Annotated in this window: 19 protein-coding genes; 7 read left to right on the top strand and 12 right to left on the bottom strand. The window is 69.2% G+C overall.

Features of this window, described 5'->3' with window-relative positions; genetic code table 11:
• Nucleotides 1-63: 63 nt before the first annotated feature.
• From ElP_RS13515 to ElP_RS13505, 3 genes are read right to left on the bottom strand one after another with little or no spacing between them, the layout of a single operon-like run.
• Nucleotides 64-1,542, bottom strand: a complete 1,479-nt coding sequence (locus ElP_RS13515; RefSeq protein ID WP_145270076.1) for a GNAT family N-acetyltransferase — start codon at nt 1,540-1,542, stop codon at nt 64-66.
• Entirely contained in the window at nt 1,539-2,384 is an 846-nt protein-coding gene (locus ElP_RS13510) for a hypothetical protein (RefSeq protein WP_145270074.1), read from the bottom strand. The genes ElP_RS13515 and ElP_RS13510 overlap by 4 nt, the downstream gene beginning before the upstream one ends.
• Entirely contained in the window at nt 2,381-3,142 is a 762-nt protein-coding gene (locus ElP_RS13505; RefSeq protein ID WP_145270072.1) for a uracil-DNA glycosylase family protein, read from the bottom strand. The genes ElP_RS13510 and ElP_RS13505 overlap by 4 nt, the downstream gene beginning before the upstream one ends.
• A 227-nt stretch (nt 3,143-3,369) precedes the next feature.
• Here ElP_RS13505 and ElP_RS13500 point away from each other — a divergent pair, with 227 nt between their 5' ends.
• Entirely contained in the window at nt 3,370-3,903 is a 534-nt protein-coding gene (locus ElP_RS13500) for a hypothetical protein (RefSeq protein ID WP_145270070.1), read from the top strand.
• On the opposite strand, the gene ElP_RS13495 is transcribed toward ElP_RS13500, so the two are convergent.
• A complete protein-coding gene (locus tag ElP_RS13495; protein WP_145270068.1) occupies nt 3,904-4,272 on the bottom strand; it encodes a hypothetical protein in 369 nt (122 codons plus the stop codon). It lies immediately after the preceding gene.
• Between the two features lie 28 nt (nt 4,273-4,300).
• Here ElP_RS13495 and ElP_RS13490 point away from each other — a divergent pair, with 28 nt between their 5' ends.
• Nucleotides 4,301-4,645 (top strand): hypothetical protein, encoded by a 345-nt coding sequence (locus tag ElP_RS13490; RefSeq protein WP_145270066.1) that lies wholly within the window; start codon nt 4,301-4,303, stop codon nt 4,643-4,645.
• Between the two features lie 88 nt (nt 4,646-4,733).
• On the opposite strand, the gene ElP_RS13485 is transcribed toward ElP_RS13490, so the two are convergent.
• The 3 genes from ElP_RS13485 to ElP_RS38000 all read right to left on the bottom strand — a co-directional run bounded on the left by ElP_RS13485 (nt 4,734) and on the right by ElP_RS38000 (nt 8,088).
• A complete protein-coding gene (locus tag ElP_RS13485) occupies nt 4,734-5,909 on the bottom strand; it encodes a pyridoxal phosphate-dependent aminotransferase (RefSeq protein WP_145270064.1) in 1,176 nt (391 codons plus the stop codon).
• 109 nt (nt 5,910-6,018) lie between these two features.
• The gene (locus tag ElP_RS13480; RefSeq protein ID WP_145270062.1) at nt 6,019-6,831 is read right to left on the bottom strand and encodes a hypothetical protein; all 813 of its coding nucleotides are present in this window, start codon (nt 6,829-6,831) and stop codon (nt 6,019-6,021) included.
• A 105-nt stretch (nt 6,832-6,936) separates the two neighbouring features.
• The gene (locus tag ElP_RS38000; RefSeq protein ID WP_197446963.1) at nt 6,937-8,088 is read right to left on the bottom strand and encodes a sensor domain-containing diguanylate cyclase; all 1,152 of its coding nucleotides are present in this window, start codon (nt 8,086-8,088) and stop codon (nt 6,937-6,939) included.
• 198 nt (nt 8,089-8,286) lie between these two features.
• Between ElP_RS38000 and ElP_RS13470 the strand changes: the two genes are divergently transcribed.
• Together ElP_RS13470 and ElP_RS13465 are read left to right on the top strand one after the other, a co-directional pair.
• Nucleotides 8,287-10,557, top strand: a complete 2,271-nt coding sequence (locus ElP_RS13470) for a sigma-70 family RNA polymerase sigma factor (RefSeq protein WP_145270059.1) — start codon at nt 8,287-8,289, stop codon at nt 10,555-10,557.
• Between the two features lie 194 nt (nt 10,558-10,751).
• Entirely contained in the window at nt 10,752-11,546 is a 795-nt protein-coding gene (locus tag ElP_RS13465; RefSeq protein WP_145270057.1) for a 2OG-Fe(II) oxygenase, read from the top strand.
• 192 nt (nt 11,547-11,738) lie between these two features.
• Here the strand turns inward: ElP_RS13465 and ElP_RS13460 are convergent, their stop codons facing one another.
• From ElP_RS13460 to ElP_RS13450, 3 genes are all read right to left on the bottom strand, one after another.
• A complete protein-coding gene (locus tag ElP_RS13460; RefSeq protein ID WP_390836072.1) occupies nt 11,739-13,256 on the bottom strand; it encodes a vitamin K epoxide reductase family protein in 1,518 nt (505 codons plus the stop codon).
• A 188-nt stretch (nt 13,257-13,444) separates the two neighbouring features.
• Complete coding sequence (gene queG, locus ElP_RS13455) at nt 13,445-14,530, bottom strand: tRNA epoxyqueuosine(34) reductase QueG (RefSeq protein WP_145270053.1); 1,086 nt, start codon at nt 14,528-14,530, stop codon at nt 13,445-13,447.
• A 397-nt stretch (nt 14,531-14,927) separates the two neighbouring features.
• Nucleotides 14,928-15,974, bottom strand: coding sequence for a phosphatase domain-containing protein (locus tag ElP_RS13450; RefSeq protein WP_145270051.1), 1,047 nt, complete (start codon nt 15,972-15,974; stop codon nt 14,928-14,930).
• Nucleotides 15,975-16,207: 233 nt separating this feature from the next.
• Here ElP_RS13450 and gntA point away from each other — a divergent pair, with 233 nt between their 5' ends.
• From gntA to ElP_RS13435, 3 genes are all read left to right on the top strand, one after another.
• Nucleotides 16,208-17,059 carry a guanitoxin biosynthesis heme-dependent pre-guanitoxin N-hydroxylase GntA gene (gntA, locus tag ElP_RS13445; RefSeq protein ID WP_197446962.1) on the top strand — a complete coding sequence of 284 codons (852 nt, stop codon included), beginning with the start codon at nt 16,208-16,210 and terminating at the stop codon, nt 17,057-17,059.
• Nucleotides 17,056-17,697: a DUF1989 domain-containing protein gene (locus ElP_RS13440; protein ID WP_145270049.1), complete on the top strand. Its 642-nt coding sequence runs from the start codon at nt 17,056-17,058 to the stop codon at nt 17,695-17,697. Before gntA ends, ElP_RS13440 begins: the two co-directional genes overlap by 4 nt.
• A gap of 117 nt (nt 17,698-17,814) precedes the next feature.
• On the top strand, nt 17,815-18,243 hold the full coding sequence (locus ElP_RS13435; RefSeq protein ID WP_145270047.1) for a TIGR03067 domain-containing protein: 429 nt from the start codon (nt 17,815-17,817) through the stop codon (nt 18,241-18,243).
• A 72-nt stretch (nt 18,244-18,315) separates the two neighbouring features.
• Here the strand turns inward: ElP_RS13435 and ElP_RS13430 are convergent, their stop codons facing one another.
• Nucleotides 18,316-20,826 carry a zinc-dependent metalloprotease gene (locus ElP_RS13430; protein WP_197446961.1) on the bottom strand — a complete coding sequence of 837 codons (2,511 nt, stop codon included), beginning with the start codon at nt 20,824-20,826 and terminating at the stop codon, nt 18,316-18,318.
• 714 nt (nt 20,827-21,540) lie between these two features.
• Nucleotides 21,541-24,387, bottom strand: a complete 2,847-nt coding sequence (locus ElP_RS13425) for a M16 family metallopeptidase (protein WP_145270043.1) — start codon at nt 24,385-24,387, stop codon at nt 21,541-21,543.
• Nucleotides 24,388-24,597: the final 210 nt, after the last annotated feature.

Below are 24,597 nucleotides of genomic sequence, written 5' to 3'. Positions count from 1 at the left end.
CGAAGCGGCTGCTGTCGGGGGATGCGCGGCGGAGGTAGGGTAATCGTAGCCTGCTAATTACCCTCAGATGTGCTTCGACATGACCAGGGCGTCAAGGCCGGGTTTATAAGGCTGCTTGAGCAGGCCTTCTGCCTGATACCCAGACCGAATCATGATGTCGATCAGATACTGGTCGTTAAGCGGCTGGGCGAAATAGAGCTTTCTCCTGCCCCGATCACGCTGCCCCTTTTCACCTGCTGACAGCAATTGCGCGATCGAATCCCGATTCGATGTGCTGGCCGCAAGAATTCCCTTGGTCGCGCCGCCCCGTTTCGGAATCAAAATCATCAGGCCGACACACTGAGAATCTCGCGCCATGCAAATCATGCTAATTGGTTTGGATTCATACGGCTTGGACTGCTCGTCTTTCGCCCGACGGACAAGCATTGCTGCCTTGTTGCCGTCCACGGGATATCCGGCTTCCGAAAGCAGTTGCTGAGCAGCCGAGGTCAATATGCCATCAGGGAACGATGTTGGCGGAGTTATGACGGCCTTAAGGGATCTGCGCTTGGGAGCAGCCGGATAATCATTGTCCTTTGTGTCAAGGCGCATCCCAAAAACGAGTTCGCCATGGCGGGGCCGATAGTGCGCCGTGAGATGAGCTTCAACTCGGTAGCCATTGCCGAGCAAATGCCGGATTACGGGCAGCTCGGTATCCGGGCATGTGCAATACAACTTTCGTAGCCCACGCTGCTTCGCAAGCTCGACCACTTTACTGCGAAGCGATGTGCCATACCCTTTGCCGCGATAATCGGGAAACAGGATCGTCGGCCCAGTCTTCGCTGCTCCACCAAGCTTAAACGTCAGTGTCGTGAAACCGATCAGGCCATGCTGTGCATCGTATGCGGAATACACCTCTTTGCTGATCGTAAAGATCCCATTGGGGTCTTCACCGAGGGCATCCAGCTTGATCAGCGATTCCGCGAACCCTTGGGTTATCTCGTCGTAATTTCTGGAAATTTCTTCCGTCACGATTTCGATGAAGCAGTCACGATTCTCCGGCCGAATGCGCTCCAGCCGGATTGACCGGTTGCCGAGGTGCTCGTTCCGCTTCTCCTCAAGCACGTTGAAGAGCCCTTCGCCAGGCTGAAGCAGCAGAAAGCTTTGTGGTGCCGTGAACGTAGGGATTGCATCTTTCAGTTCGGGAGGACGCAGCGGCCGGCTAAATTTGAGCGGCGCAAGCACCTCGATCGCATAGCCCTTCTGCCAGCTGCCGAAATACGCGTCGAACCGTTCCCGGGTGGTAGCATGCTCACCAACGGATTCCCAAAGGTCATCGAGCGGCCGGTGGATGACGCGGCCGGCGTCAAAGCACCCCACGATTCCCCGACCGCCGCTTTCATACAAATAGACACGAGCAAACCGCTTCTTCGGCAGCGCTTTCCGAAGCTCGAATTTCTTCTGACCATCGAAAATACGGGCGGCATGCTGGGGACGGATTGATAGCAGCAGCGCCGCGCCACATTCATCCCCATTCGGATTAAATAAATGGCTTTGATTCATGGTTGGTCAGCACTTGCCATCGTTCCATCGCCCGTAGAGGCGGCATTCTCGGCCAGCAGCCTCCGGCCCTCGGCAGTCAATTTTCCGCACCTGAGCAACTCGTCCGATCTATCCCAAAGCCGTTCGTAATATATGCCCATGGCCTCGGCAAGCTGCTCGTTCTCGACAAATATGTCCCTCCAGTCTCCATACTGATCGTGGTCTTTCACCGCCACGAACCACGCAAATCTTGAATCGATCACTTGGACGCTGAGCGCCGCTGGGTTTGCTGTACTGTCCGACTCGTTAATGAGGGCGATACTCGCATTGGCCCTACCCTCAAATTCTCGCAGCAGTTCGCACGCCCACGCGTAATTCTCGTCGGTCCTCCGGATGATCCTGCGGAAGGTCACTTTGCTGTTCCTGCAAATCAATGTTTGTAGATTTTTGTAATAATCCTTCTTGTATTGGTGGTCGTGTTTGCCGGGCGGATCGGGGGCTAGGTACGAAATGTTGACGACATGCTTAGCCTTCGAGGCTGCGTGATAAAATTCTCTATAAAAGTCTTCTGAAGAAAGCTTCTTGACCTGAATGATCCCAACGAGCCGTTTCAAGTTCTCACGAAAATCGTCCGATTTGACGGCCTCCAGCGCGAAGATTGCGCCGATCACGCCCGTCAGAAGGCCGAATTGTAGGCAAATCGCTGATATTTGGAACTCCAAAATCTGGCGCGCATCTGGATCATCCGGCAATCCCGTCAACGCTCCCACCAGCGAGGGAAAATACGCTAAGGCGATATTCGCAGCGAAAGCGACGAGAACGATCGCGACCTGAATCCAAGTCACAACTCCAGCAACTTTCACGAGATAACCCCCATTTCAGATCGAACAATCTCGAAGCTGGTTTCAAGCCTCGCCATGTTACTCTGTTCGTTCAACCAGCGGTTCAGGCCGCTCGGGTGGGGCCAGACCATGAGCTTGTAATGGCATCCAAATCGCGTGAAGAGCATCGACTCAGAACTGTCGTACAAGCGGCACACCGCGTGGGCATAGCTGTCATCCGTGACCTGCAACGCCTCGTACGCTTCCTGACCCAGGGAGATGATTAACGCTGGTCGAACCGCGTCGATCTGCCGATCGAGGAATTTCCAGCAATTCTTCGCCAATATGGGGAATGAGGGGTCGGGCGAGAGGCATTTCGTGACGGACGTGAAGTAGATCCCGGCCCGAACTTCGCCGGGGTTGGGGACGCATCGACTGAGCCATTGCTCAAGCTTCTTCCCGGCTGGCCCGCTGAACGCCTTGCCTTCCTGAACCTCGGTCCTGCCAGGTCCCTTCCCAACAATCATCACCTTGCCAGCCTCGCCGCGCTTCATCGAAGCAGGTTTCAGCAGCCCTTGGACCGACGAAGCGCAAATCCTGCATTCATCTATTTCTTGATGAATGACCTTGAGAACATCGCCTGAGCTTATAGCAGCGTCTGCCATAGATTTAGAAGCCCGCCGGCGAATCGAATGGCCGAGTTGCCCGGAAACCCGCATTTTCCCAAGATAGTGTGCATGCGCCAAGGGGCCGCCGCGAACTACGCGACCGAGAACGACCCGCCCACGGTTGACCTCCATGACTTCCCCTCAACCTCCCGGCAACTCCTGGTATCTGAAATTCTCGGAAATATTAGACAAACCGCTGAGCAACCACCGGAATCCGCGTAGCCTCCTACCCGTTACAGATACCACGCCGCCTCACTCGGTCGTCTCGGGGGTCTCGACGACGGCCCTCCCGGCCTCGTCCTGCCTGTGGTATCTGTAATCGCTTGCGCGAAACATCGGATCGTGCTATCCGGTCGGCCATGGCCTTCATCGCACTCCGCCGATCGCGCAATACCCTAAACTATTACCTGGTCGAGAGCTACCGCGACGAGAACGGCCGCTCGCGTAAGCGGACCCTGTGCTATCTGGGGCGAGAGCAGGACGACACCGGCACGCTGGACGCCGCGCTCGCCCACTGGGAGCGACAGCAGGAGCAGGCAGCAAAGGCCATGCGCCGCGCGACCTGCGAGCGGAAGCAGGTGCTAAGGCGGAAGCTGGAGGCGGCGCAGGCGAGAATCGGCATTATCCAGTCGCACCTGGACAAGGCGGCTGCAGCCGAGGCGGAGAGGCGGCGCAGGGAACGCCTGGCCGAGGAGCTGAAGCACTGGCGGGCGTTCGACCTCCTGCGGCGGATGCCTTCAGAAGAGAACGTGCGTGCCGCCAAGCGGGCGTACCTGACGCTGGCGAAGCTCCATCACCCCGACCACGGCGGGACCCACGAAGGCTTCCTGCGGCTCAAGGATGCCTACGACCGGGCGCAGGCGGTGTGGCGCCGCAGGTCTGGTGCGGCCTAATCACAGCGCCCCGATCGGCGGCTGATTCCGAATATCTTCCGCCGCCGCCTCTGCGCCCGCTCGCACCCGCATGAACAGTTCCGACAGTGCCCCGTGCGTGTGCGTGATACCAAGCAATCGCACGGCTTCCATCGCCTGCGAGCGGAGCTTGGACACGTTCATCGCCCCGCCCAGCCCGTAGGCGGTGACTTCGGCCACCTGGATCAGCACCGGCTCCAGCTCGGCCATCGGCGGCACGGGCGCGCCCCAGAAGAGGGCGATCAGATCCTGCGTCGGCTCGACGGCGGAACCCCGCACCGCGACCAGCCCGCTTTTCAGCAGGATGTATTCCGCCTCTCCGGGTATCGTGTAGTTGGAGATAGGTCGCATCCGTCCAGGTTACCAGCGGAGCCGCACCATGGAAAACCATCTGCTGCCCGAGCCGCTCGACCCCGACAAGCTGGAAATGCTCCGCCGGATCGCGGAAGCCGTCCGCCAGGTGCACGCTGACCCACGGCATGGGGATGTGAAGCCGAAGAATGTGACATGGGAAGGGGAGCCCGACGCGGAACCGGAAGACTCGCCCAAGAGCGATTGGGAAACCTTCCGCGATCAACTCGCGTCCGGTGAACGACAGAGGCGGGTCTACCGGCCTGGGCCGTTCGAACTGGAGCCGCGATACCCGGAACGTCGGCCGGGGGAGTTCGAGCCGCCGTCGGACGGTTTCGAGCCGTACGCGGAGTGGACGCCGGGGGAGGATTGATACCAGCCCTGACATGGCAGGAATGTGGCAGGAAATCGGGAATAATTCGCCCCAAATCCTGCCAATTCATCCAAATCGTGGAAATCCGCTAGGCGATGGCACGCAACGACTTGAGGCGATTGATGGCCTCGTCCAGCGTGTCGTCTTTCTTGCAGAAGCAGAAGCGGATGAGGTGGCGGCCGAGGGGTTTGTCGCGGAAGAAGCTGGAGCCGGGGACGGCGGCGACGCCGACGTCTCGGACGAGGTGGCGGGCGAAGGACTCGTCGTCGGGGAGGTCGCCGACGAAGGCGGAGAAGTCGGCCATGACGTAGTAGGCGCCCTGGGGGAGGTCGAAGGCGAAGCCGATCTCGAGCAGGGCGTTGCAGAAGCGGTCGCGGCGGGCCTGGTAGGCGGCGGAGAGGCCGGCGAAGTAGGACCGGGGGAGGCGGTAGCCGACGGCCCCGGCCTCTTGCAGCGGGGCGGCGGCGCCGATCGAGACGAAGTCGTGCGTCTGGCGGAAGGCCCAGGAGAGGTTCGGGGGGGCGAGGATCGTCCCCACCCGCCAGCCGGTCACGCCGAAGGTCTTGGACATGCCGGAGACGGTGACGGAACGCTCCCGCATGCCGTCGAGGGCGGCGATGCAGACGTGTTTTCGGCCGTCGTAGAGGATGTGCTCATAGATCTCGTCGGTGATGGCGATCACGTCCCACTTGCGGCAGAGGGCGGCGACCTGCTCCAGCTCCTCCCGGCTGAAGACGGTGCCGGTGGGGTTGTTGGGGTTGCAGAGGACGATGGCCTTGGTGCGGTCGTTGAAGGCGGCGGCCAGCTCGTCGGGGTCGAAGGTCCAGTGGGGGGGGCGGATCGGGACGAACCTCGGCTCGGCGCCGGCGATGACGCAGTCGGGCCAGTAGTTCTCGTAGTAGGGCTGCGTCAGGATCACCTCGTCGCCCGGGTTGACGATCGAGAGCAGGGAGACGAGCATCGCCTCGGTGCTGCCGCAGGTGACGGTGATCTCCCGCTCGGGGTCGACCTCCAGCCCGAGGTGCCAGGAGGCGTGCTCGGCGACGGCGTCGCGGAGGTTCTTCGAGCCCCAGGTGATCGCGTACTGGTTGATGTCGTCGCGGATGGCCCGGCAGGCGGCCTCCTTGATCTCGTCGGGGGCGGGGAAGTCGGGCATCCCCTGGGCGAGGTTGACGGCGCCGTGGGTCCGGGCCTCGATCGACATGCCCCGGATCACGCTCTCGGTGAACCGCTCGGCCTTCCGCGATAAGATCGGGTGTTGCATCGTCCGTCCGTCGGCCCCCGGGTTCCCGGCCTGGATCCCCTCCGAGACGGGGCATTCTCGCCGATCGGGCGGGGGCCCCGCAACGGCCGTCGGCCCGGGCGAGGCCCGGTCAGGGCCGGTCGGCCTCGGGGAGACGACGCCAGAGGGCTCCCAGGCTCCTCAGGTGGCGGAGGTGGTCCTCGCCGGCCTCCCCCTCGAAGCCGAGCATGAGCAGGCCCCCCCGGCGGAACTCGCGGGACCGGATCCAGCCGCCCCCCCAGTCCTCCCGCCCGGGCTCGAAGGCGCCGCCGACGTGGCGGACGAGGTCGTCGGCCGTCTCGGCGGTGCTGCCGTAGCCGTCGGGGACGAGGGCGCAGTGGCTGACGAGCATCGCCTTGCGGCCGGCGGCGGCCTCGGCGGCGAAGCGTCGGAAGCCGAGCATGAGGGCGGGGTCGAGGCGGCGGTCGGCCGGGTCGCCCTCGTAGCCGCAGTAGAGGGAGTCGGCGAGGACCAGGGCGTCGATCCGGTCGAGGGCGTCTCCTTGCTTCAGCAGCTCGCGGACCCCGCCGAAGCCGGCCGAGAAGGAGCTGACGATCAGGAGGCCGGCGTCGGGGTCGGCCCCGGGGAGGGCCTCGGCCAGGGCGGATCGGGCCTGGTCGAGCAGGGTCGGGAACAGGCTCGGGGCGGAGAAGGGGCGGGAGTAGGCCGAGGAGAGGCCCGGCTCGTTCACGACCACGGCGGCGGCGTCCCAGCCGGAGGCGTCGAGCGCTCGCTCGACCGCCGGGACCGCCCCGTGCAGGTGGACGACCAGGTCGATCGGCCCGGCCTCGGGGGGGTCGAGGGGGAGGATGAGGGTCGCCCCCCCGGGCAGTTCGAGGCGACGGCCCCCGGCCTCCGGGCCCTCGGACCCGAGGGCGGCGAGGATCAACAGCGCGGTGATCATGGCCCCTTGCTCCGCCGCCTCGACACCCTTCGAACGACCGGCCCCCGACGGGCCGCATTGTCTCCCGGGAGTCCCCCGGCCGCAACGCCGGGCCGGGCCGGGGAGTCAGGGGAGCGGCTCGGCGACGCAGACCCGATTTCGGCCGTCTCGCTTGGCCCGGTAGAGGGCCTCGTCGGCGGCCCGGATCAGCGCGGGCAGGTCCGACGGCCGGGAGGCGGAGGAGACGCCGACGCTGGCCGAGACGGGGCAGAGCGGCCAGGGGTGCGAGGCGATGGAGGCCCGGAGCCGCTCGGCCAGGGCCTCGGCCCTCGTCGACGAGCAGCCGGGCAGGCCGACGATGAACTCCTCGCCGCCGTACCGGCCGGCCAGGTCCTCCTGGCGGATCCCCTGGCGGATCAGGCCGGCGACGGTCGTCAGCACGTCGTCCCCGAGGGGGTGGCCGAAGGCGTCGTTGAAGGCCTTGAAGTGGTCGACGTCGATCATCAGGACGCTCATCGGCAGGCCGGCGGACAGGCAGAAGGCGGCGCGGTCCTCCAGCTCCTGGCGCATGGCCCGGATGTTGAGCAGGCCGGTCAGGCCGTCGGACCGGGCGAGCAGTTCGAGCCGGGCGTTGCAGTCGGCCAGCTCGGAGGTCCGGGCCCGGAGGGCGAGGTTGAGGGCCTCGGCCCGGCGGAGGGAGTCGGCCAGGCGGGATTCGGCCTCCCGGCGCTGGGAGACCTCCATGCGGAGTTCGACCTCGGCCATGGTCGAGGCCGCCATCTCGGTGACGACCTCCAGGTCCAGGTCGTCCCAGGCCCGGGGGCGGCCGTCGATGGCGCAGAAGGCCCCGAGCGTGAACCCCTCGGAGGTGGTCAGCGGGGCGCCGAGGTAGGCGATGACGCCGAGGTCCCGGATCGCCAGGTTCTCCCGGACCAGCGGATCCAGCCGGGCGTCGGGGACGACCAGCGGCCCGTTGGACCGGACGACGTGCCGGCAGAAGGAATGGGTCAGGGGCGTCTGCCGCCGGGAGGCCCAGGGCTCGGGCAGGCCGAGGGCGCTCTTGAAGAACTGGCGGCGGTCGTCGACCAGCGAGACCAGGGCGACCGGCGCCCGGAGGACCCGCCCGGCCAGCCGGGTCAGCCGGTCGAAGGCCCCCTCGGGGGGGCTGTCCATCAGCCCGGTCCTCGACAGGGCCGACAGCCGGGCCGGGTCGGCGAGGGGGTCGAATCCGGGGCCCTCCGGGGGCCCCGGGGCCGGGAGCAGGGTGGAGGTCAGCATGGCGAGGCCGGATCCACAACAGGTTCAACCGCGGCCGCGTCGCCGCGCGAGGAATTCTAGGTCCTGCCCGGGAAGTCGCAAGCGACCGGGGCGGGGCGACGGGCCGGAAAAAGATGGAACGCCCGGCCCGGGCCGTCGCGTTACTCATTAGGCGGAGGTGGGGACGGAGGCACGCAACCCGACCGGGGGCACCGACCCGTGGCGCATCGACCCGACGGCATCGCCCTGCGGCACCTCCGGACGCTCTTCCACGTCGGCCCGACGGGGGACCTGACCGACGGCCAGCTCCTGGAACGCTTCATCGAGGGGCGGGGGGAGGCGGCCGAGCTGGCCTTCGCCGCGATCGTCGACCGCCACGGGCCGCTGGTGCTCCGGGCCTGCCGGGCCGTGCTCCGGGACGAGCACGACGCGCAGGACGCCTTCCAGGCCACCTTCCTCGTGCTCTCCCGGAAGGCCCGGTCGCTGTGGGTCCGGGACTCGATCGGCCCCTGGCTGCTCGCCGTCTCCCGGCGGGCGGCCCGGTGCGCCCGGGCGACCCGGGAGCGTCGCCGGGAGGTCGAGCGGGAGGCCCCGGCGACCGACGACCGCCTGATCGCCGCCGCCGGGCCGGGGGCCGAGGCCCCCGACCCCGACCTCGGGCTCGACCTGGCCGAGATCCTCCTCGAGGAGGTCGACCGCCTCCCCGGGAGGCACCGCGACCCGGTCGTCCTCTGCGACCTCCAGGGGCTCACCCTGGAACAGGCGGCCCGGCGGCTCGGCTGCCCGGTCGGCACGGTCAAGAGCCGGCTCTCCCGGGCCCGGGGCCGCCTCCGGGACCGCCTCGCTCGCCGGGGCCTGGCCCCGGAGGGACGCCCCGGCGCGGCGATCGTCGCCGCCGGGGGGCCCCGGGCGCCCGTCCCCCCTTCGCTGTCGAGGTCGACGATCGGCCTCGCGATGCAATCCGCCTCGAAGGGCGTCGCCGCCGGGCCCTCGATCCCGGCGGCGGTGGCCCTGATCGCCCAGGGAGCCTCCTCGGCCATGATCCACGCCCAGATCGCGCAGCTGGTCATCCCCTCGATCGTCCTCGTCCTGGCCGCCGGGGCCGGGTGGGGGGCCTCCGGCAACGGCCGACTCCCGGCCGGGCCCCCCCCGGCCGATGGCCCCGAGGCGCAGGCCGAAGGGGGCGGCGGGGCCGGCGGCGTCCTGTTGCTGGAGGTCGGGCCGGGGACCCCCGCCGTCTCCGTCTCGGCCCGGGGGAACCTGGAGGCGTCCGAGGTCGTCGAGATCCGGTCCCCACTCGACATGCCGACGACCCTCGCCTCGATCATCCCCGAGGGGACCCGGGTCGAGGCGGGCGAACTCGTCTGCGAGCTGGACCCGGCACCCCTGCTCGACCGGCTGGAATGGCTGAAGCATTCCAACATCCGGAACCGGGGCACCCTCGCCGCCGCGAAGAACCGGATGGGTCTCGCCGAGATCAAGCTGGAGGAATACCTGGAGGCCGACTACCCGAACCAGTTGAAGACCGTCGAGGGGGAGATCAAGTTGGCCCGGTCGGAGCTGGAACGCGACCAGGACCGGATGGAATGGTCCGACGAGATGCTGGAACTCGGCTACATCAGCACGGCCCAGAACCTGGGCCACAAGACCGACCTGGAGAAGGCCCGGTTCAACCTCGAACAGGCCGAGCGGAAGCTGGAGGTGCTGGAGGACTTCACGAAGCCGAGGAGGGTCAAGGAACTCCAGGCCGCCATCGACGAGGCCCGGGATCGGGTGCTGGAGCTGGAGGAGAGCCTCAAGGGATCGGAGGAGGCCGAGCGGCGGGTCCGGACCCAGATCGAGCGGTGCTCGGTCTCCTCGCCGGGGAAGGGCATGGTGGTCTATGCCTCCGAGTCTTCTCCTGGTGGGAAGGCCGTGGTGATCGAGGAAGACGCCGAGGTCGACGGCGGGCAGTTGATCGTCCGGATCATCGACCTCGATCGCCCGATGCGGGTGGTCGTCCAGGCCCCCGAGTCGCACGTCGATCGCCTCAAGCCCGGCCAGAGGGCCCGGATCCGGGTGGATGCGTTCCCCGACGCCACCTTCGAGGGCAAGGTGATCGAGGTCGCGCCGAGGCCCGACCCGGGGCTGTTCTCCCGGCACGGGGTCAAGGTCTACCTCACCCCGGTGGAGCTGGACGAGCCCTCGCCGATGCTCCGGCCCGGGATGACGGCCGAGGCCCGGATCCGGGTGTCCGGGCCGACTGACGCCATCCGGATCCCCTCGAAGGCCTTGCTCCGGCACGACGGCAAGGCGTATGCCGCGGTCCGGCTCCCGGGGGGCGGGTTCGAGTGGCGGGAGGTGGCGATCGCCCCGGGCGTCGGCCGCCCTTACGTCGAGGTCGAGGGGGGCGTCGGGCCGGGGGACCTGCTGGTGGTCGACCCGATCGACCTGCTCCGCGGTGGGTCGGGGGCCGGGGATCCCGTCGGGGGCGACCCGGGAGGCCGGTGAGCCCCCGACGGGGGGGCGACCCGGGAGGCCGGGAATCGCTTTGACAGGGTCGGTGGGGGCGAATTAGGCTACTCCGGGCCGTCACCGGTCCCGAGACGGCCCCGTATCCAGGCGAAGCGACCGGATGCGGGGGCTCGGTCCCTCCTCCGCACCTACCCAATCAGCCCCACCGACGGCACCACGAGCCGACCCCCATGATCATCAAGCCGCTCGACCGCGACGCCCTCCGAGCCCGCGTCCGCGAGGCCACCCCCTTCCCGAACCTCTGCATCGACGGCCTGCTCGACGAGGAGTTCGCCCACCGGGCGGCCGACGCCTTCCCCAGCTTCGAGCAGGCGCTGACCATGGGCCGGCAGTTCGCCGCCCTGAACGAGCGGGGCAAGGTCCAGGTCACCAACTCCGCCCTGTTCCCGGAGCCGATCGCCGAGCTGAACCGGGCGCTGGCCTCCCCCGAGTTCCGCGACGACCTCTCGTACATCTTCGAGATCCCCGAGCTGCTGGACGACCCCCACCTCATCGGCGGCGGCATGCACCAGACCGGCCCCCAGGGGCACCTGGACGTGCACGTCGACTTCAACTTCGAGCAGGATCGGAAACTCCACCGCCGCCTGAACATCCTCGTCTACTTCAACCGGGACTGGAGGCCGGAGTGGGGCGGCGAGGTGGAGCTGTGGGACGAGGACGTGAAGGTCCGACACCACGCCTTCCTCCCGGTCTTCAACCGCTGCGTGATCTTCGCCACCAGCGAGGCCAGCTACCACGGCGTGACCGCCGTGAAGTGCCCGCCGGGCAACACCCGCAAGTCGTTCGCCGCCTACTACTACACCCAGCAGGCCCCCGAAGGCTGGGACGGCAAGGCGCACTCCACCGTCTTCAAGGCCCGCCCCGACGAGATCCTCAAGGGCAAGGTCCTGATGCCCGCCGAGAAGATGGGCCACTGGGTCCGCAGCACCCTCCGGGGCGCGAAGAAGCTCATCAAGAGCAAGTGATCCGGGATCGCCCGGATCAGTCACCTTCGGGTGGCCGGGGCCCCGTCCGCGAGGCCCCGGTCGCCGAGGCCGCCGGCCTGGGGCCTCGCGGACGGGGCCCCGGCCACCCCGGTGCCCCGGAGGCGAGTCTCCCGGGCAATGCGGCATGACCGGGCCATCGCCCCGGGCCCCGCGACCGGCCCCGGCGGGGCCTCACCGGACGAACCGGTCCCAGGAGCCGTACCGCTCCGTCACCGGGCCCCGGGGGATCGACAGCAGGGCGCAGGCCAGGCCGACGACCGAGCAGGTGAGGGCATAGCCGGTCGTCGACTCCGCCAGGAACCAGGGGGCCGCGGCGACGGCCAGCCCGATCGGCATGTTCAAATACCGGCCGATCCGGACCACCTCCCCCATGCAGACGACCGAGACGGTCAGGATCAAGGCGCCCCCCAGGTGGCCGACGTCGGCGGCGGTGGTCGTGATCTCCAGGCCGGAGAGCGTCGGCGCGGCCATCAGGCCGAGGCCCAGCGCCGAGCTGGCGACCAGGGTCCGGGGGAAGCTCATCCCCCAGATCGAGGCCTTGAACACGCGGCCGGGCTGCTCGGGCAGGCTCATCAGCTCGGGAGAACGGTCGTCGGGCTCGCAGCCGTCGGCCTCGCCCCCCTTCCAGAAGATCCGCCAGAGGGAGCCGCCCCGGTCCCCCCTCCGCCTCGCCTGGGAGACGTGCTGGATCATCGCCACCACCTCGTCCACCTCCAGCGGGATCATCGGCAGCATGATCGCCGCCGCCAGCAGGCACATCGAGCACCAGTGGTGCACGATCAGCGGCTGGGAGGCCACGAGGATGATGTGCGTCAGCCCCAGCGGGATCACGAGGATGCCGAAGAAGGCGACCATCCAGGGCATCGTCCGCCACCGGGCCGGGCTCCCCATCCAGCCCATCAGGAACTCGAACGTGTACGCCAGGGCCCCGAAGCCGGCGTCGGAGAGGGGCCACGAGTGCGACATCGCCGAGTCGAGCACCCGCTCCGTCCCCTCGGCGAAGCCGAAGAGCGGGTCCCAGACGTAGTCGATGTAGCCGAGCTGGAAGGCGGCCAGGTACCGCGAGACGAGCCAGCCGGCCAGGCCGGTCGCGATCATGATCCAGCGCTGGGGCCAGCTCGACGGGTTGTAGCTCCAGCCGGGGGGCGTCGGCGGGCCCATCTTTATGTACATGATCATGTTCGGCATGCCGGGCACGAGGATCGTCAGCGCGATCACCAGGGCCCCGACGACCGTTCCGTTCAGGTAGCTCGACGCCGTCGGCGCCCAGAACAGGACCGGCGCGAAGGTCATCCAGATCCCCACGAAGCAGCAGGCCCAGAGCGTCACCGGCCGGTTCGGCGTCAGCGCCCTCCAGCCGAGGACGACGAGCAACAGCCCGCTGATCACGTCGCTCCAGGTCATGAGCCCGGCCCGGAGCGCGGTGTGGGTCTGGTCGCCGAACCAGGCGCCCCGGCCGCCGCTCGGGTCGACCCAGTGCGATTCGTTCAAATAGCCGAACGTGGCGGGGGAGAGCATCGTCCAGACCCCGAGGATCGGCAGCATCCAGTAGATCCAGAGCGTCTGCCGGTGATGCATCCGGAGCATCTCCAGGCGGTCGTCCCGGCCCATCTCGTGACCGTGGCCGCCGTGGTGCTGCCCCTCCGCCTCCCGCTCGGCCATCGGGCGGGTGACGCCCCGGGTCCCCATGCCGCCGCCCTGGTGGCCGCCCTCGTGCGACCCGTGCCCGTGGCCGCCGGACGCGTGCGGGTCGGGCTGGGGGTTCGACCCGGGAGATCCTCGGTGCTTCGCCATGATTCGACTCCCCTCCGGGATCGCGACGAGATGATCGGTCTCGGTGGGGACCTCGCTTGCAGAACGGGCGCCGGGCCGGCCGGTTATCGCGGGGTGCCGTCGCCCCCGGGGGCGTCGGGCGCCGCACTCGCCCCGGGGCCGCCGAGCCGGTCGAGGGCCCGGGCGCAGGAGGATCGCACCACCGGATCCTCGTCGGCGAGCCGGGCGGTTAGCGCGGGCACGGCGTCCCGGTCCCCCGACGAGGCGAGCAGGGCGGCGGCGTTGCGGAGCAGGCCCGATCGCTTGGCCCGGGTCAGGGCCGAGCCCCGGAGCAGGTCGGCGACCTGCTCGTCGTCGGCGTCGAGCAGTCCGACGAGGTCGGGGGCGACCCGCCTGGGGTCGGCCTGCAGCTCGGGGTCGCGGCCGGGGGGGGCCTTGCGGTTCCAGGGGCAGACCTCCTGGCAGACGTCGCAGCCGAAGAGCCAGCCGTGGAGCTGGTCGGCGGCCTCGTCGGGCAGGTCGCCGCGATGCTCGATCGTCCAGTTGCTGATGCATCGGGTCGCGTCGAGCCGGTGGGGGCCGTCGAAGGCGTCGGTCGGGCAGGCGTCGAGGCATCGGGTGCAGGAGCCGCAGTGATCGGGCCCGAAGGGGAGGTCGGGCTCCAGGTCGAGGTCGGTCAGCAATGCGCCGAGCACGGTGTAGCTGCCGAGCGTCCGGCTGATGAGCATCGTGTTCTTGGCGATCCAGCCGAGCCCGGCGAGCCGGGCGAAGTCCCGCTCCAGGAGCGGGGCGGTGTCGGCCACGGCCCGGACGTGGGCGTCCGGGTATTCCGACTGGATCTGCGAGCCGAGCGCCCCGAGCCGCTTCCAGAGGACCTTGTGATAGTCCCTCCCCCGGGCGTACCGCGCGACCTTGCCGGTGCGGGGTGAGGCGGGAGGGTCGGGCTCGGCCGGGTTGTAGGAGAGGCCGACCATGACGACCGACCGGACCCCGGGCAGGACGGAGTCGGGGTGGCGGCGGGCCTCGGCGTGGCGGTGCAGGTAGTCCATGCCGGCGGCCCGGCCTCCGGAGAGCCAGTCGAGGAAGTGCCCGTACCCCGGGGGCGTCACGGCGGGGGCGATGCCGACGAGGTCGAAGCGGAGGCCCTCGGCCAGCCGCCTGATCAGGGAGGAGTGCTCGGGAGGGGACATGGGGAGGGGGGATCGGGGAGGGGCCAGGGACCGGCTAAGGGGTCCGTCCGGGGAGATCCCCGACGGGAGCGGTCGTCTCCGACCCTCGCCCCCGTCTTCGGGGGAGAGGGTGGCCGGAGGCCGGGTGAGGGGGGAGCGGACGATTCACGGGGCGTGGCGAATGTCGAAGACCCCTCACCCCGGCCCTCTCCCCGCGAGCGGGGAGAGGGGGACGGAACCGATCCGTCAACCAACGCGGCGGATGGACCACCAGGAGACGCCTCGAACTTCGGGCAAGCTGGTCCGTGGATCTGGGACAGCCGCCCCCGGATCTCCCACACGACCGAATTCGCCCCTCGGGGCATTGTTCGGCCGTCGGGGCCGGGGAAGCAAGCGAGATCCCCCGGTGGTCGGTCGATCAGCCGGCCCGGTCCCGGAAGGCGGCGTGGCAGGACGTGCAGTCGGTCCCGGCGGCGTCGAAGGCGGCCGAGGCGGCCTCCCGGTCGATCGGCGCCCCGTGGGCAGGAGGGCGGAGGGCGTCCCGGAGCGTCATCGCGTGTTGCTCGGCCCGTTCGAGCCGGTCGAGGAAGCCCTCGCCCCGGGCCTCCGACTCCCCCAGCCGTCGCAGCTCCCGGTAGTGCTCGGCGAGCATCAGGGCCTCGTGGGGAGGGTCGAGGTCGGGGTGGTCGGGGGGGGGCCGGAACCCGGCCCCGGCGACGGCCTTCAGGTGCTCCCAGCGGAGGTCGACCCCGACCATCGCCTCGACCAGGTCCGGCACCTCGGCCCGCTCCGGCAGGGCGGAGTCGGGGACCTCGGCGAGCTGCTCGTCGGTCGGCGGCTCGAACGAGGAGACGGCGTCGAACAGCCCGGCGTAGTCGGGGGAGGTCCCGGCCTGCCTCAGCCAGCCGAGCGCCCGAGGCCGGTCCCAGCCCTCGACGGCGACGGCGCAGAGGGCGGCGGCGGTCGGCCCGCGGTGCTTGCCGTGGTGGCAGTGGACGTAGATCGGCCCCGGCAGGGTCCTCGCCGCCTTGACCAGCGCCGACGCCCGATCGGCCGGGATGCCGTCGTAGCCGACCGGGACGTGGACGTACCGCATCCCATACCGCCCGGCCGCCTCCACGTCCGGCGAGGCGCCGTCGACGGTGATGATCGTCCTCACCCCCAGGTCGGCCAGGGCCCGGAACGACTCGTCCCCCCCCGGCTGCCCCCCGCTGTAGAGCCCCGGGGCGAGGCGGAACAGGTTCTCGATGCCGGGGGCCTCCAGCTCCTCGGGGGCCTCGTCCTGCCCGCTTGCCGGGGGCGAGGCCGGGGCGTCGAGGGGATGGGCCACCGGGGCGAGGTGCTGGCCAGACGGCGGCGCCGGCCGGGGCATCGGGGCCGGCAGCAGGGTCGGCACGGCCGAGGCCGCGACCAGCAGCAGGGAAGGGGCCGGCGACAGGCGGGGGCGGCTCCGTCGGGATTCCATCAAATCGCTCCGATGCTCGAATCCGAGGGCCCGGGGCGCCCGACGGCGGGCCGGGCCGGCTCCCAGGATCGCGGAGCGGTCGGGCGCCTGTCAACCGAATCCATTCGGAGAGGCCCCGACGCCGCGGCCGGGATCCGCCGGTCGGCACCGATCTTGCCCGGGGATCCCGGCATCCGCCCGATCGACCGCCCGGCCTCCCCCGGCCGGTGCCCTCCCCAGCGACGGAGCCTCCCGTGGCCGACGCCAACCCGTTCGACAGCCCCGAGGCCCGGCGCCGGAGCCTCGTCTTCGGCCTGAAGGACGGCCGCCCCGAGCGGCTCGACGGGCCGGGGGGCGGGCCGGACCTGACCGCCTCGGCCATCGCGGGGGCCTTCCAGGCCTTCGTGCTCGACCCGCAGTTCTCCTGCATCGCCGCGAGGTCGGCCGTCAACCACGAGGCGATCCGCCTCGGGTGCTACGACCGCCTGGCCGACCCGGGGTCGGCCCCCGTGCTGGCCTATGACCTCTACCGGTTCTCCCGGGAGCTGGGGGAGCTGACCGCCGAGGGGGACTTCGCCACCTTCGTCGCCGCCTTCCGGTCGCCGACGGGCCTGGACGAGCGCGACTTCGAGCGCCTGCTCTGGGCGCAGCTCCAGCTCCTGCACGACCGGGACGCGCCGATCCACGACTGGGCCCCGGGGGTGAGCGACGACCCGGACGACCCGCACTTCTCGTTCAGCTTCGCCGGCACCGCCTTCTTCATCGTCGGCCTGCACCCGAACAGCTCCCGGATGGCCCGGCGGTTCCCCTGGCCGACCCTGGTCTTCAACCCCCACGGCCAGTTCGAGCGGCTGAGGCAGTCCGGCCGGTTCGAGAAGCTCCGGGACGTGGTCCGGCACCGGGACGAGCAGCTCCAGGGGGACATCAACCCCGTGCTCGCCGACCACGGCGCCGACACCGAGGCCCGGCAGTACTCCGGCCGGAACGTCGGGGCCGAATGGCACGCCCCGTTCCTGCCCCACCCCGGCGACCTCTCCCCGGCCGACGACCCCGCCCTCCGGTGCCCCTCCTCCCGGCGCCGGGACGACCCGGAGCCCCCCCGATGACGACGAGGACGACCCCCGACGCCCCCGGCCCGCATCGCCTCGACCCCCAGACCGGCACCGCCTTCGAGCTGAGGGCGGGCCAGGTCCTCCGGGTGGTCGACCCGATGGGGGAGCAGGTCTCGGATTTGACCGCGTTCAGCCGGGACGACCCCAGGGAGTGGCTCTCCTCGGGCCGGTCGATCGACTACGCCGACACGATCTCCCTGACCGCCGGCCACGTCCTCTATTCCAACCGGAGCCGGCCGATGTTCACGATCGTCTCCGACGACGTGGGCCGGCACGACTTCCTCTACACGCCGTGCAGCCCGGAGACCTTCAAGATCATCTACAACCACGAGGGCGAGCACCCGAGCTGCTTCGGCAACCTGGCCGAGCACCTCGGGCGGTTCGGCATCGCGCCGGACGCGATCCCGACGACCTTCAACATCTTCATGAACGTCTCCGTCGCGCCCGACGGGAGGCTCAGGATCGACCCGCCGGCCTCGAAGCCGGGGGACGCGATCGAGCTGAGGGCCGAGATGGACCTGATCGTCGGCCTGACGGCCTGCTCGGCCGAGCTGTCCAACAACGGCTCGTTCAAGCCGATCGACTTCGAGATCCGTCCCCCCCGGGAGGGGTGTGACCTCGGACTGATGTAACCGGGCCGTGTTCGGATTACCTCCCGCCAGGGTCTATTCGGGACAATAAACGACCGCACTCGTCGAAGTGACCATCTACCTGACCCTGTGTCCAAGGCGATCGGGCCGGAGAGAATTATGAAAACGCTCCTGATAAACTCAGTCGTGTTCTACATCCTGACCGCTTCGGGAGCCTCTGAGCCTCAGAGGGACAAGGAGAGGTTCCAAGGGACTTGGCTTCTGGTGTCGATGCAAATCAACGGCATCGACCGATACGACGCTGGACAGGGCATGAAATGGATCTTCACCGGAGGCAAACTGACCGCCTCAGGCATCCTAAACGGTGAAGAGAAGGCGGCACCTGGAACCTTCTCGATCGACCCGAGCAAAGACCCCAAGACGATCGACCTTCGCTTCGATGACAAGGTCACCTACAAGGGGGCCTACAAGTTCGAGGACGGTCGCCTGAAGGTTTGCTACCACGCAGGAGACCGTCCCACCGAATTCACCAGTCGGGCGGGTTCCGAGAACGTCCTGATGGAGTTCGAGCCAGAGAAGCCTCGTTGAGACATCAATCGGAGGTCACACCCCCCGGGAATGACCCCGGGGGGCCGGCCGCCTTCGGCCGATCGGGTCGGGTCAGTCGCCGGCGACGTCGACGCCCTCGAGGACGCCTCGGGGGTCGAGGGCCTGGGCGATCCGGTCCCGGAGGTCCTGGAGGTGGTACTGCGAGGTCGGGTCGCGTTCCACGTCGTCGGGCGCGAGTCCTTCCCGGATCGAGTCGAGCAGCCTCCGCAGCTCTCCCCGGGCCAGGGCGGGCAGGTCGGAGACGTTCGAGTCGGCCTTGACCTGCTCGATGAGCATGTCGACGTAGGCCCGCTGGAGGTTCCGGCGGTAGAGGTCGATCGCCCCGGCCTGCTCCGGGTCCAGCTCGGCGAAGATGCCGTCGGAGAGGTCGCGGATCAGGTCGATCGGGCGGTACGGCTCCCCCTCGTCGGCCCGGGAGGCGTGCTCGGCCATCCGCTTCAGGCGGGACTCGTCCATCAGGGAGCCGAGCAGGCTCCGCTGCATGCCGAGGATGCGGTCGGCGGCGCCGTCGGCCTCCAGGCGGAGCAGGACGTCGGGCCGGACGAGGAACTCGGGCGTCCGGAAGGCATGCTCGATCAGGAAGGCGACGGCCTTTTGCTGCTGTTCGGGGGCGATGGCCTCGAACTGCGTGTCGGCGTCGCCGTACCAGGCGTTGTTGCGGTAGAAGCCGCCGACGACGTTGGCGACGTGGCCGGTCTCGCGGCGGAACTGGCCGACGAGCTGGTCGTACATGTTGCGGAGGAGGTCGTAGTTCTCCCCCTCCTCGCCGGTGGCCTCGACGAGGAAGCCGGCCACGCGCTCCAGGTTCTTCAGGCCCAGCTCGGTGGCGAGCACGGGGTCGGAGCCGAGGTCCTCGGTCTGCTGCGAGGGGTCCTCGCCGGGGTTGGGGTCGCCGAAGCGGAGCTTGGGGTCGTCGAGCTGCTTCTCGACCAGCGCGGCGAGCCCCTGCTCCTCGGCCTCCTCGCTCTCGAACCGGCGGTAGCCCCACTCGACGGCGAACTCGTCATAGGGGCCGATGATGGGGATGAGCCGGGCGCCGTCGCCGGGCTGGGCGACGTAGTTGAACCGGCCGTAGTCCATGATCGACGCCTCGGTGCCGTACTCCTCCGTGAATTCCTTGCTGCGGAGCTCCTCGACGGTGTAGGACGAGCTGGCCTTCATGTTGTGCGGGAAGCCGAGCGTGTGGCCGACCTCGTGGCTGACGACGTAGGCGATCAGCTCCCCCATCAGGTCGTCGGGCAGGGGGAGGTCCTGGGCCCGCTCGTCGTTGGGCGAGGCCTGGACGAAGTACCAGTCCCGGCAGAGCTTGATGACGTTGTGATACATCTGGATGTCGGACTCGAGGATCTCGCCGGTCCTCGGGTCGTGGACGTGGGGGCCCATCGCGTTCTGGACGTCGGTGGGCAGCCACCGGATGGAGCTGTACCGCGCGTCCTCGGCGTCCCAGTCGGGGTCCTCCCTCGGGTCGGGGGCGTCCTTCGCGAGGATCGCGTTGGAGAAGCCGGCCTCCTCGAAGGCCCCCTGCCAGGCCTCGATCCCCTGCTTCACGAACGGCCGCCACTTCTCGGGGACCTCCCGGCCGACGTAGAAGACGATCGGCTCGACGGGGTCGCTGACCTCGGCCTCGGGATCCTCCTTCTCCAGGCGCCATCGGGTGATGTAGCGGATCTCGTCGACCTGGTGCTCGTCGCTGGAGTAGTCGTCGAAGCCGACGGTGAAGTAGCCGACCCGGTCGTCGTAGCGGCGGGGCTCCATCGGGTCGTCCGGCAGCTTGACCATGCTGTGGTGGACGACCGCCGTGATCGTGTCGTCCCCGGAGGGGCCGAAGAAGGCCGGGGGGCCGTCGTCGCCCCCCCGGGGGGGGCGGGGGTTGTAGGTGGTCAGGACCTTGACCTCGACGTTCTCCGGGAAGGACTTGGCCTGCTCGATGAAGGTCCGCTTGGGGTCGACCCGCTCGGCCCCCAGGCGTTCCTTCACGCTCAGCTCGGCCACGTCCTCGGTGAACAGGCCGGTCACGTCGACCACCGGGGCCTTGTCCTTGCCGTAGGCGGCCACGGGGAAGGCCATGATGATGGGGGAGAGGTTCGACGCCTCGACGGCCCCGGCGATCGGGTCGCCCTCCTCGGCCCTCATGGCGAAGCGGACCTGGCGGAGGAGGATCTTCTCGTCGTCCTCCCGGAGCTCCCAGCGGACGACCAGGTCGTCGCCGAGGGTGCCCATGATGTCCCGGCCCTTCGAGGTCTGGGCGATCTGGGTCACCCAGAGCATGGGGACGTCGAGGGCGTCGGTCGGGATCTCGTAGTAGACCTTGCCGTCGGCCCGGTGGACGAGGAACAGGCCGGGGTCGGTCGTCGCGTCCTCGGTGATCACCTCGTCGTAGGGCTTCACGCCGTTCTTTGACTCCGACGCGTCCTCCTTCTCGTCGTCCTTCTTGCCCTCGTCGGCCTCGGCCTTGGGCTCGTCGTCCTTCGGCTCGGGCTCGTCCTGCGCGATCGAGGGCCCCGGCAGGCCGGCGAGCAGGAGCATCGCGAGCAGTCCGGTGGCCCAGGGGAAGCGAATCATTCGGTGTCTCCTCGGTCGTGATCGATGCACGATGGCGATGGAGACGTCCCCGCCCGGGGCGGATCTTGCGTGAGGGGCAAGACAGGGCCGGGACGGTCCCCGTAGGATTTCAGGGCGATCTGGTAATTTAGCAGGGTTGGCGAAGCTTCGCCAGGCGGGAGCCTCGGCCGGTCGCACTCCCCTGGACCCGGTTCGAGGGACGGGGAGGCGACCCGGCGGGGACGGTCGCCCGGCGAGTCGCGCCGCGATCATGGAGGGGATGCAGGGGAGCCGAGCGTTCCGGTGATGTCGGATTTGGTCGACATCGGTCACCCGGCGGTCGCCGGCCTCGTATTCGAGCAGACCGCCTCGTTCCCGATCCTGCTCGTACCGAAAGGACCCGGGCGACGTTGCACCGCCTGAGTGATCTTTCCCTCTGGCTCTGTATTGCCATCTTTAGCGTTTCAGCCGGGACGTTCCTGGCGATCCTCTTTTCGAGGTCCGCCGACTCGTCGATCGCCTTCGTCGCGAATCTGATCGTCTTGATAGTCAGCGGATTGGGGGTGTTGCTGCGGATCGACCTCGGCAGGTGATGCGGCCCGGCTCGCCGGCCGACGCCGACGGCCCGGCCCTGTCCTCGTCCGGGCGAAGGCGAGACGCCTCCCCCGTCTCCCGGGGCCCGGGGACGGCCGATCGGGCCGCCCCCGGGGGCCTCGGGCGACGGGAGTCTGGCACTCAGCGCCCGCCTTCGGATTCGGCCCCGTCGGCAGATTCGACCGGGTCGCCCTGGGGATCCCGCAGGGTGATCGAGGGCACGAACGGCAGGGACTCCAGCTCCGAGGCGATCGCGTCGCGGTCGCCGACGACGAGCATGGTCATCTTGCCCGGGTGGAGGTGCCGCGTCGCCGCCTCCCGGACCTGCTCCAGCGTGACGGCCTCCAGCGCGTCCTGGTAGGTGGTGAAGTAGTCGTCCGGCAGGCCGTAGAGGACCAGGGCCTCCAGCTGCGAGGCGACGCTCCCGGCGGTCTCGAAGTCGCCGGGGAAGCCGAGGACGAGCTTGCCCCGGGCGTCGGCCAGCTCCTGCTCGGTCACGGGGCGGTCCCCGGTGATCTCGACCAGCTCGCGGTGCAGCTCCGAGAGCGCCGGGGCGGTGACGGCCGTCTGCACCGAGGCCCCGGCCGAGAAGGGGCCGGCACCCTTGCGGAAGGAGAACCCGGAGCGGGCGCCGTAGGTGTAGCCCTTGTCCTCCCGCAGGTTCAGGTTGATCCGGCTGGAGAACTGGCCGCCGAAGACGGCGTTGAGCAGGGTGGCCGGGAAGTAGTCCGGCGTGTCTCGGGGCAGGCCGATCTCGCCGACCGAGAGCACCGACTGGGCCGACTCGGGCCGGTCGACCAGGTAGAGCGTCCCGGCCGGGGACGGCGCGGGCTCGGGGAGGTTGAAGGCGGGCACCTCGCCGGGGGCCCAGCGGCCGATCGGCGACCGCTCGAGCCGGTCGACGATGGCGTCGGCCGTCGTGTCGCCGACGACGATCAGGGCGGCGTTGTTGGGCCGGAACAGCAGGGAGTGGAACGCGGCCACGTCGTCCCGGGTGATCGACGGCACCGTCTCCAGGGTCCCCTCGACGGGCCGGCCGTAGGGGTGGGACTCGCCGTAGAGCAGGATCGGGAAGACGTTGTCGGCGATCGAGGTGGCGCTGTCCCGTTGCCGGAGCAGGCCGGCCAGCAGCAGGTCCCGCTGGCGTTCGAGGTCGGCGTCCCGGAAGGCGGGGTTGAGCACCACTTCGGCGAACAGGTCGAGGGCGTCGTCGGTGTGCTTGGTCAGCGTGGAGAGGGAGACGGTCATCGCCTCGATCCCCGCCGAGGCATAGATCGAGGCCCCGATCCGGGAGAGGGCCCCGGCCAGCTCCTGGGCGTCCTTGTCGGCGGTCCCCTCGGTCAAGAGGTCGGCGAGCAGCTCGGCGACGCCGTCCTTGGCCTCGGGCACCAGCGCGCCCCCCCCCTTGACGACCAGGTCCATCGTCAGGATCGGCAGTTGCGGGCGGCTGACGACCAACACCTCCAGGCCGTTCTCCAGGGCCCGGCGCTCGACCGGGGGCGGGGAGAACTCGGGGGCCTCGCCGGTCCCGGGCTGGATCGAGCGGTCGAAGGCGTCCTCGATCGCCGGGTCCTCGGCCACGAACTCGACGTCCCGGGCGGCGTTCGAGGCCACCTCGGGGGGCCGGGGGGTCGGCGAGCCGGGGGTCACGTCCATCCGGACCCGGTCGGGGGTCAGGTACTGGTTGGCGACCCGACGGACGTCCTCGGCGGTCACGTCGAAGAGCTCCTGGAGCCGGTCCCGGTAGGCGAGCGGGTCGCCGAAGTTGACGTTGTTGCTGTTAAAGAAGTCGGCCCGGGTGCCGACGTCCTGGAGGCCGAAGACCAGGCCGCTCTCGGTCGTGTTCTGCGACTTGAGCACCTCGTCCGGGGTCGCCCCCTCCCGCTGGAGCCGGGCGATCTCCCGGTCGATCACCGCCACGAGGTCGTCGAGCACGCCGTCGGGCCGGCCGGTGGCGATCACGGCGAAGGTGCCCGAGAGGGCGTCGGCGCCGTGGTAGGCGAAGACCTGGCTGGCCAGCGGCTCGTCGTAGACCATCGCCTTCTCCAGCCGGCTCTCCTTGTCGAGCTGGCCGAGCACGTCGCCGAGCACGTCGAGCGCCTGCTCGTCCGGGTGCCCCTGGGGTACGGTCGGCCAGGAGAGGTACACCCGGGGGAGCGAGACTCGGTCGGTGATCGCCAGGTCCACCGACACGTCCAGGGTCGGCACCCGGGTCGGGATCGGCTCGGGCTCGGGGCCGGCGGGGATGGGGCCGAAGTACTTCTCGATCAGGGCCTTCGCCTCGGCCGGGTCGAAGTCGCCGGCCAGGCAGAGGCTGGCGTTGTTCGGGTTGTAGTACCGCCGGAAGAAGTTCTTCACGTCGTCCAGGGTGGCGGCCGAGAGGTCCTCCATCGAGCCGATGACGCTGTGGTGGTAGGGGTGGTCGCCCGGGTAGAGGGCGCCGAGGATCCGCTCCTGGACCTGGCCGTAGGGGACGTTGTCGATCCGCTGGCGCCGCTCGTTCTTGACCACGTCCCGCTGGTTGTCCAGCGACTCCTGCGTCAAGGTGGGCAGCAGGAAGCCCATGCGGTCGGCCTCCAGCCAGAGGGCCAGCTCCAGGGCGTTGCTGGGGACGACCTCGTAGTAATTGGTGCGGTCGGTGTTGGTGCTGCCGTTGAGGTCGGCGCCGATCGGCTCCAGCGGGGCGAAGTACTCCCCCTCGAGGTTCTGGGAGCCCTGGAACATCAGGTGCTCGAAGAGGTGGGCGAAGCCGGTGCGGCCCTCGGCCTCGTCCTTGGAGCCGACCTTGTACCAGACGTTCACCGCCACGACGGGGATGGTGTGGTCCTCGTGGAGGATCACCTCCAGGCCGTTGGGCAGGGCGTAGGTCTCGACCCCCAGGTCCGGGATCTGGGGGCGTCTGGGCTCGTCCTGGGGGGCGGCCGTCGCCGGGCCGGCCCCGACCAGGACCAGGGCGGCGATGAGGGCGCCTCGGCGCGTTGCTTGCATCACGGTGTATTCTCGCGGGGGTGGGATCCGGGCCTCCTGCCGGCGACCGCGCCGGGCCGTCCTCCGGTCCCGAGGGCGCGGGGCCCGGTCCTATCTTGTCGGCCCGGCCGGCCGATCGTCCAGGGGGCGTCCGGCGTCGGGGGCCGGAGACGCCATACCAGGCCTCCTATTTTTTCGACGCCGAAAGAAACCGTGGACTTGTCCGAAGAT

Source organism: Tautonia plasticadhaerens, from assembly GCF_007752535.1.
Classification (GTDB): domain Bacteria; phylum Planctomycetota; class Planctomycetia; order Isosphaerales; family Isosphaeraceae; genus Tautonia; species Tautonia plasticadhaerens.
The sequence above is the reverse complement of the archived record's forward strand: the minus strand, read 5'-3'. Positions and strand labels throughout refer to the sequence as shown.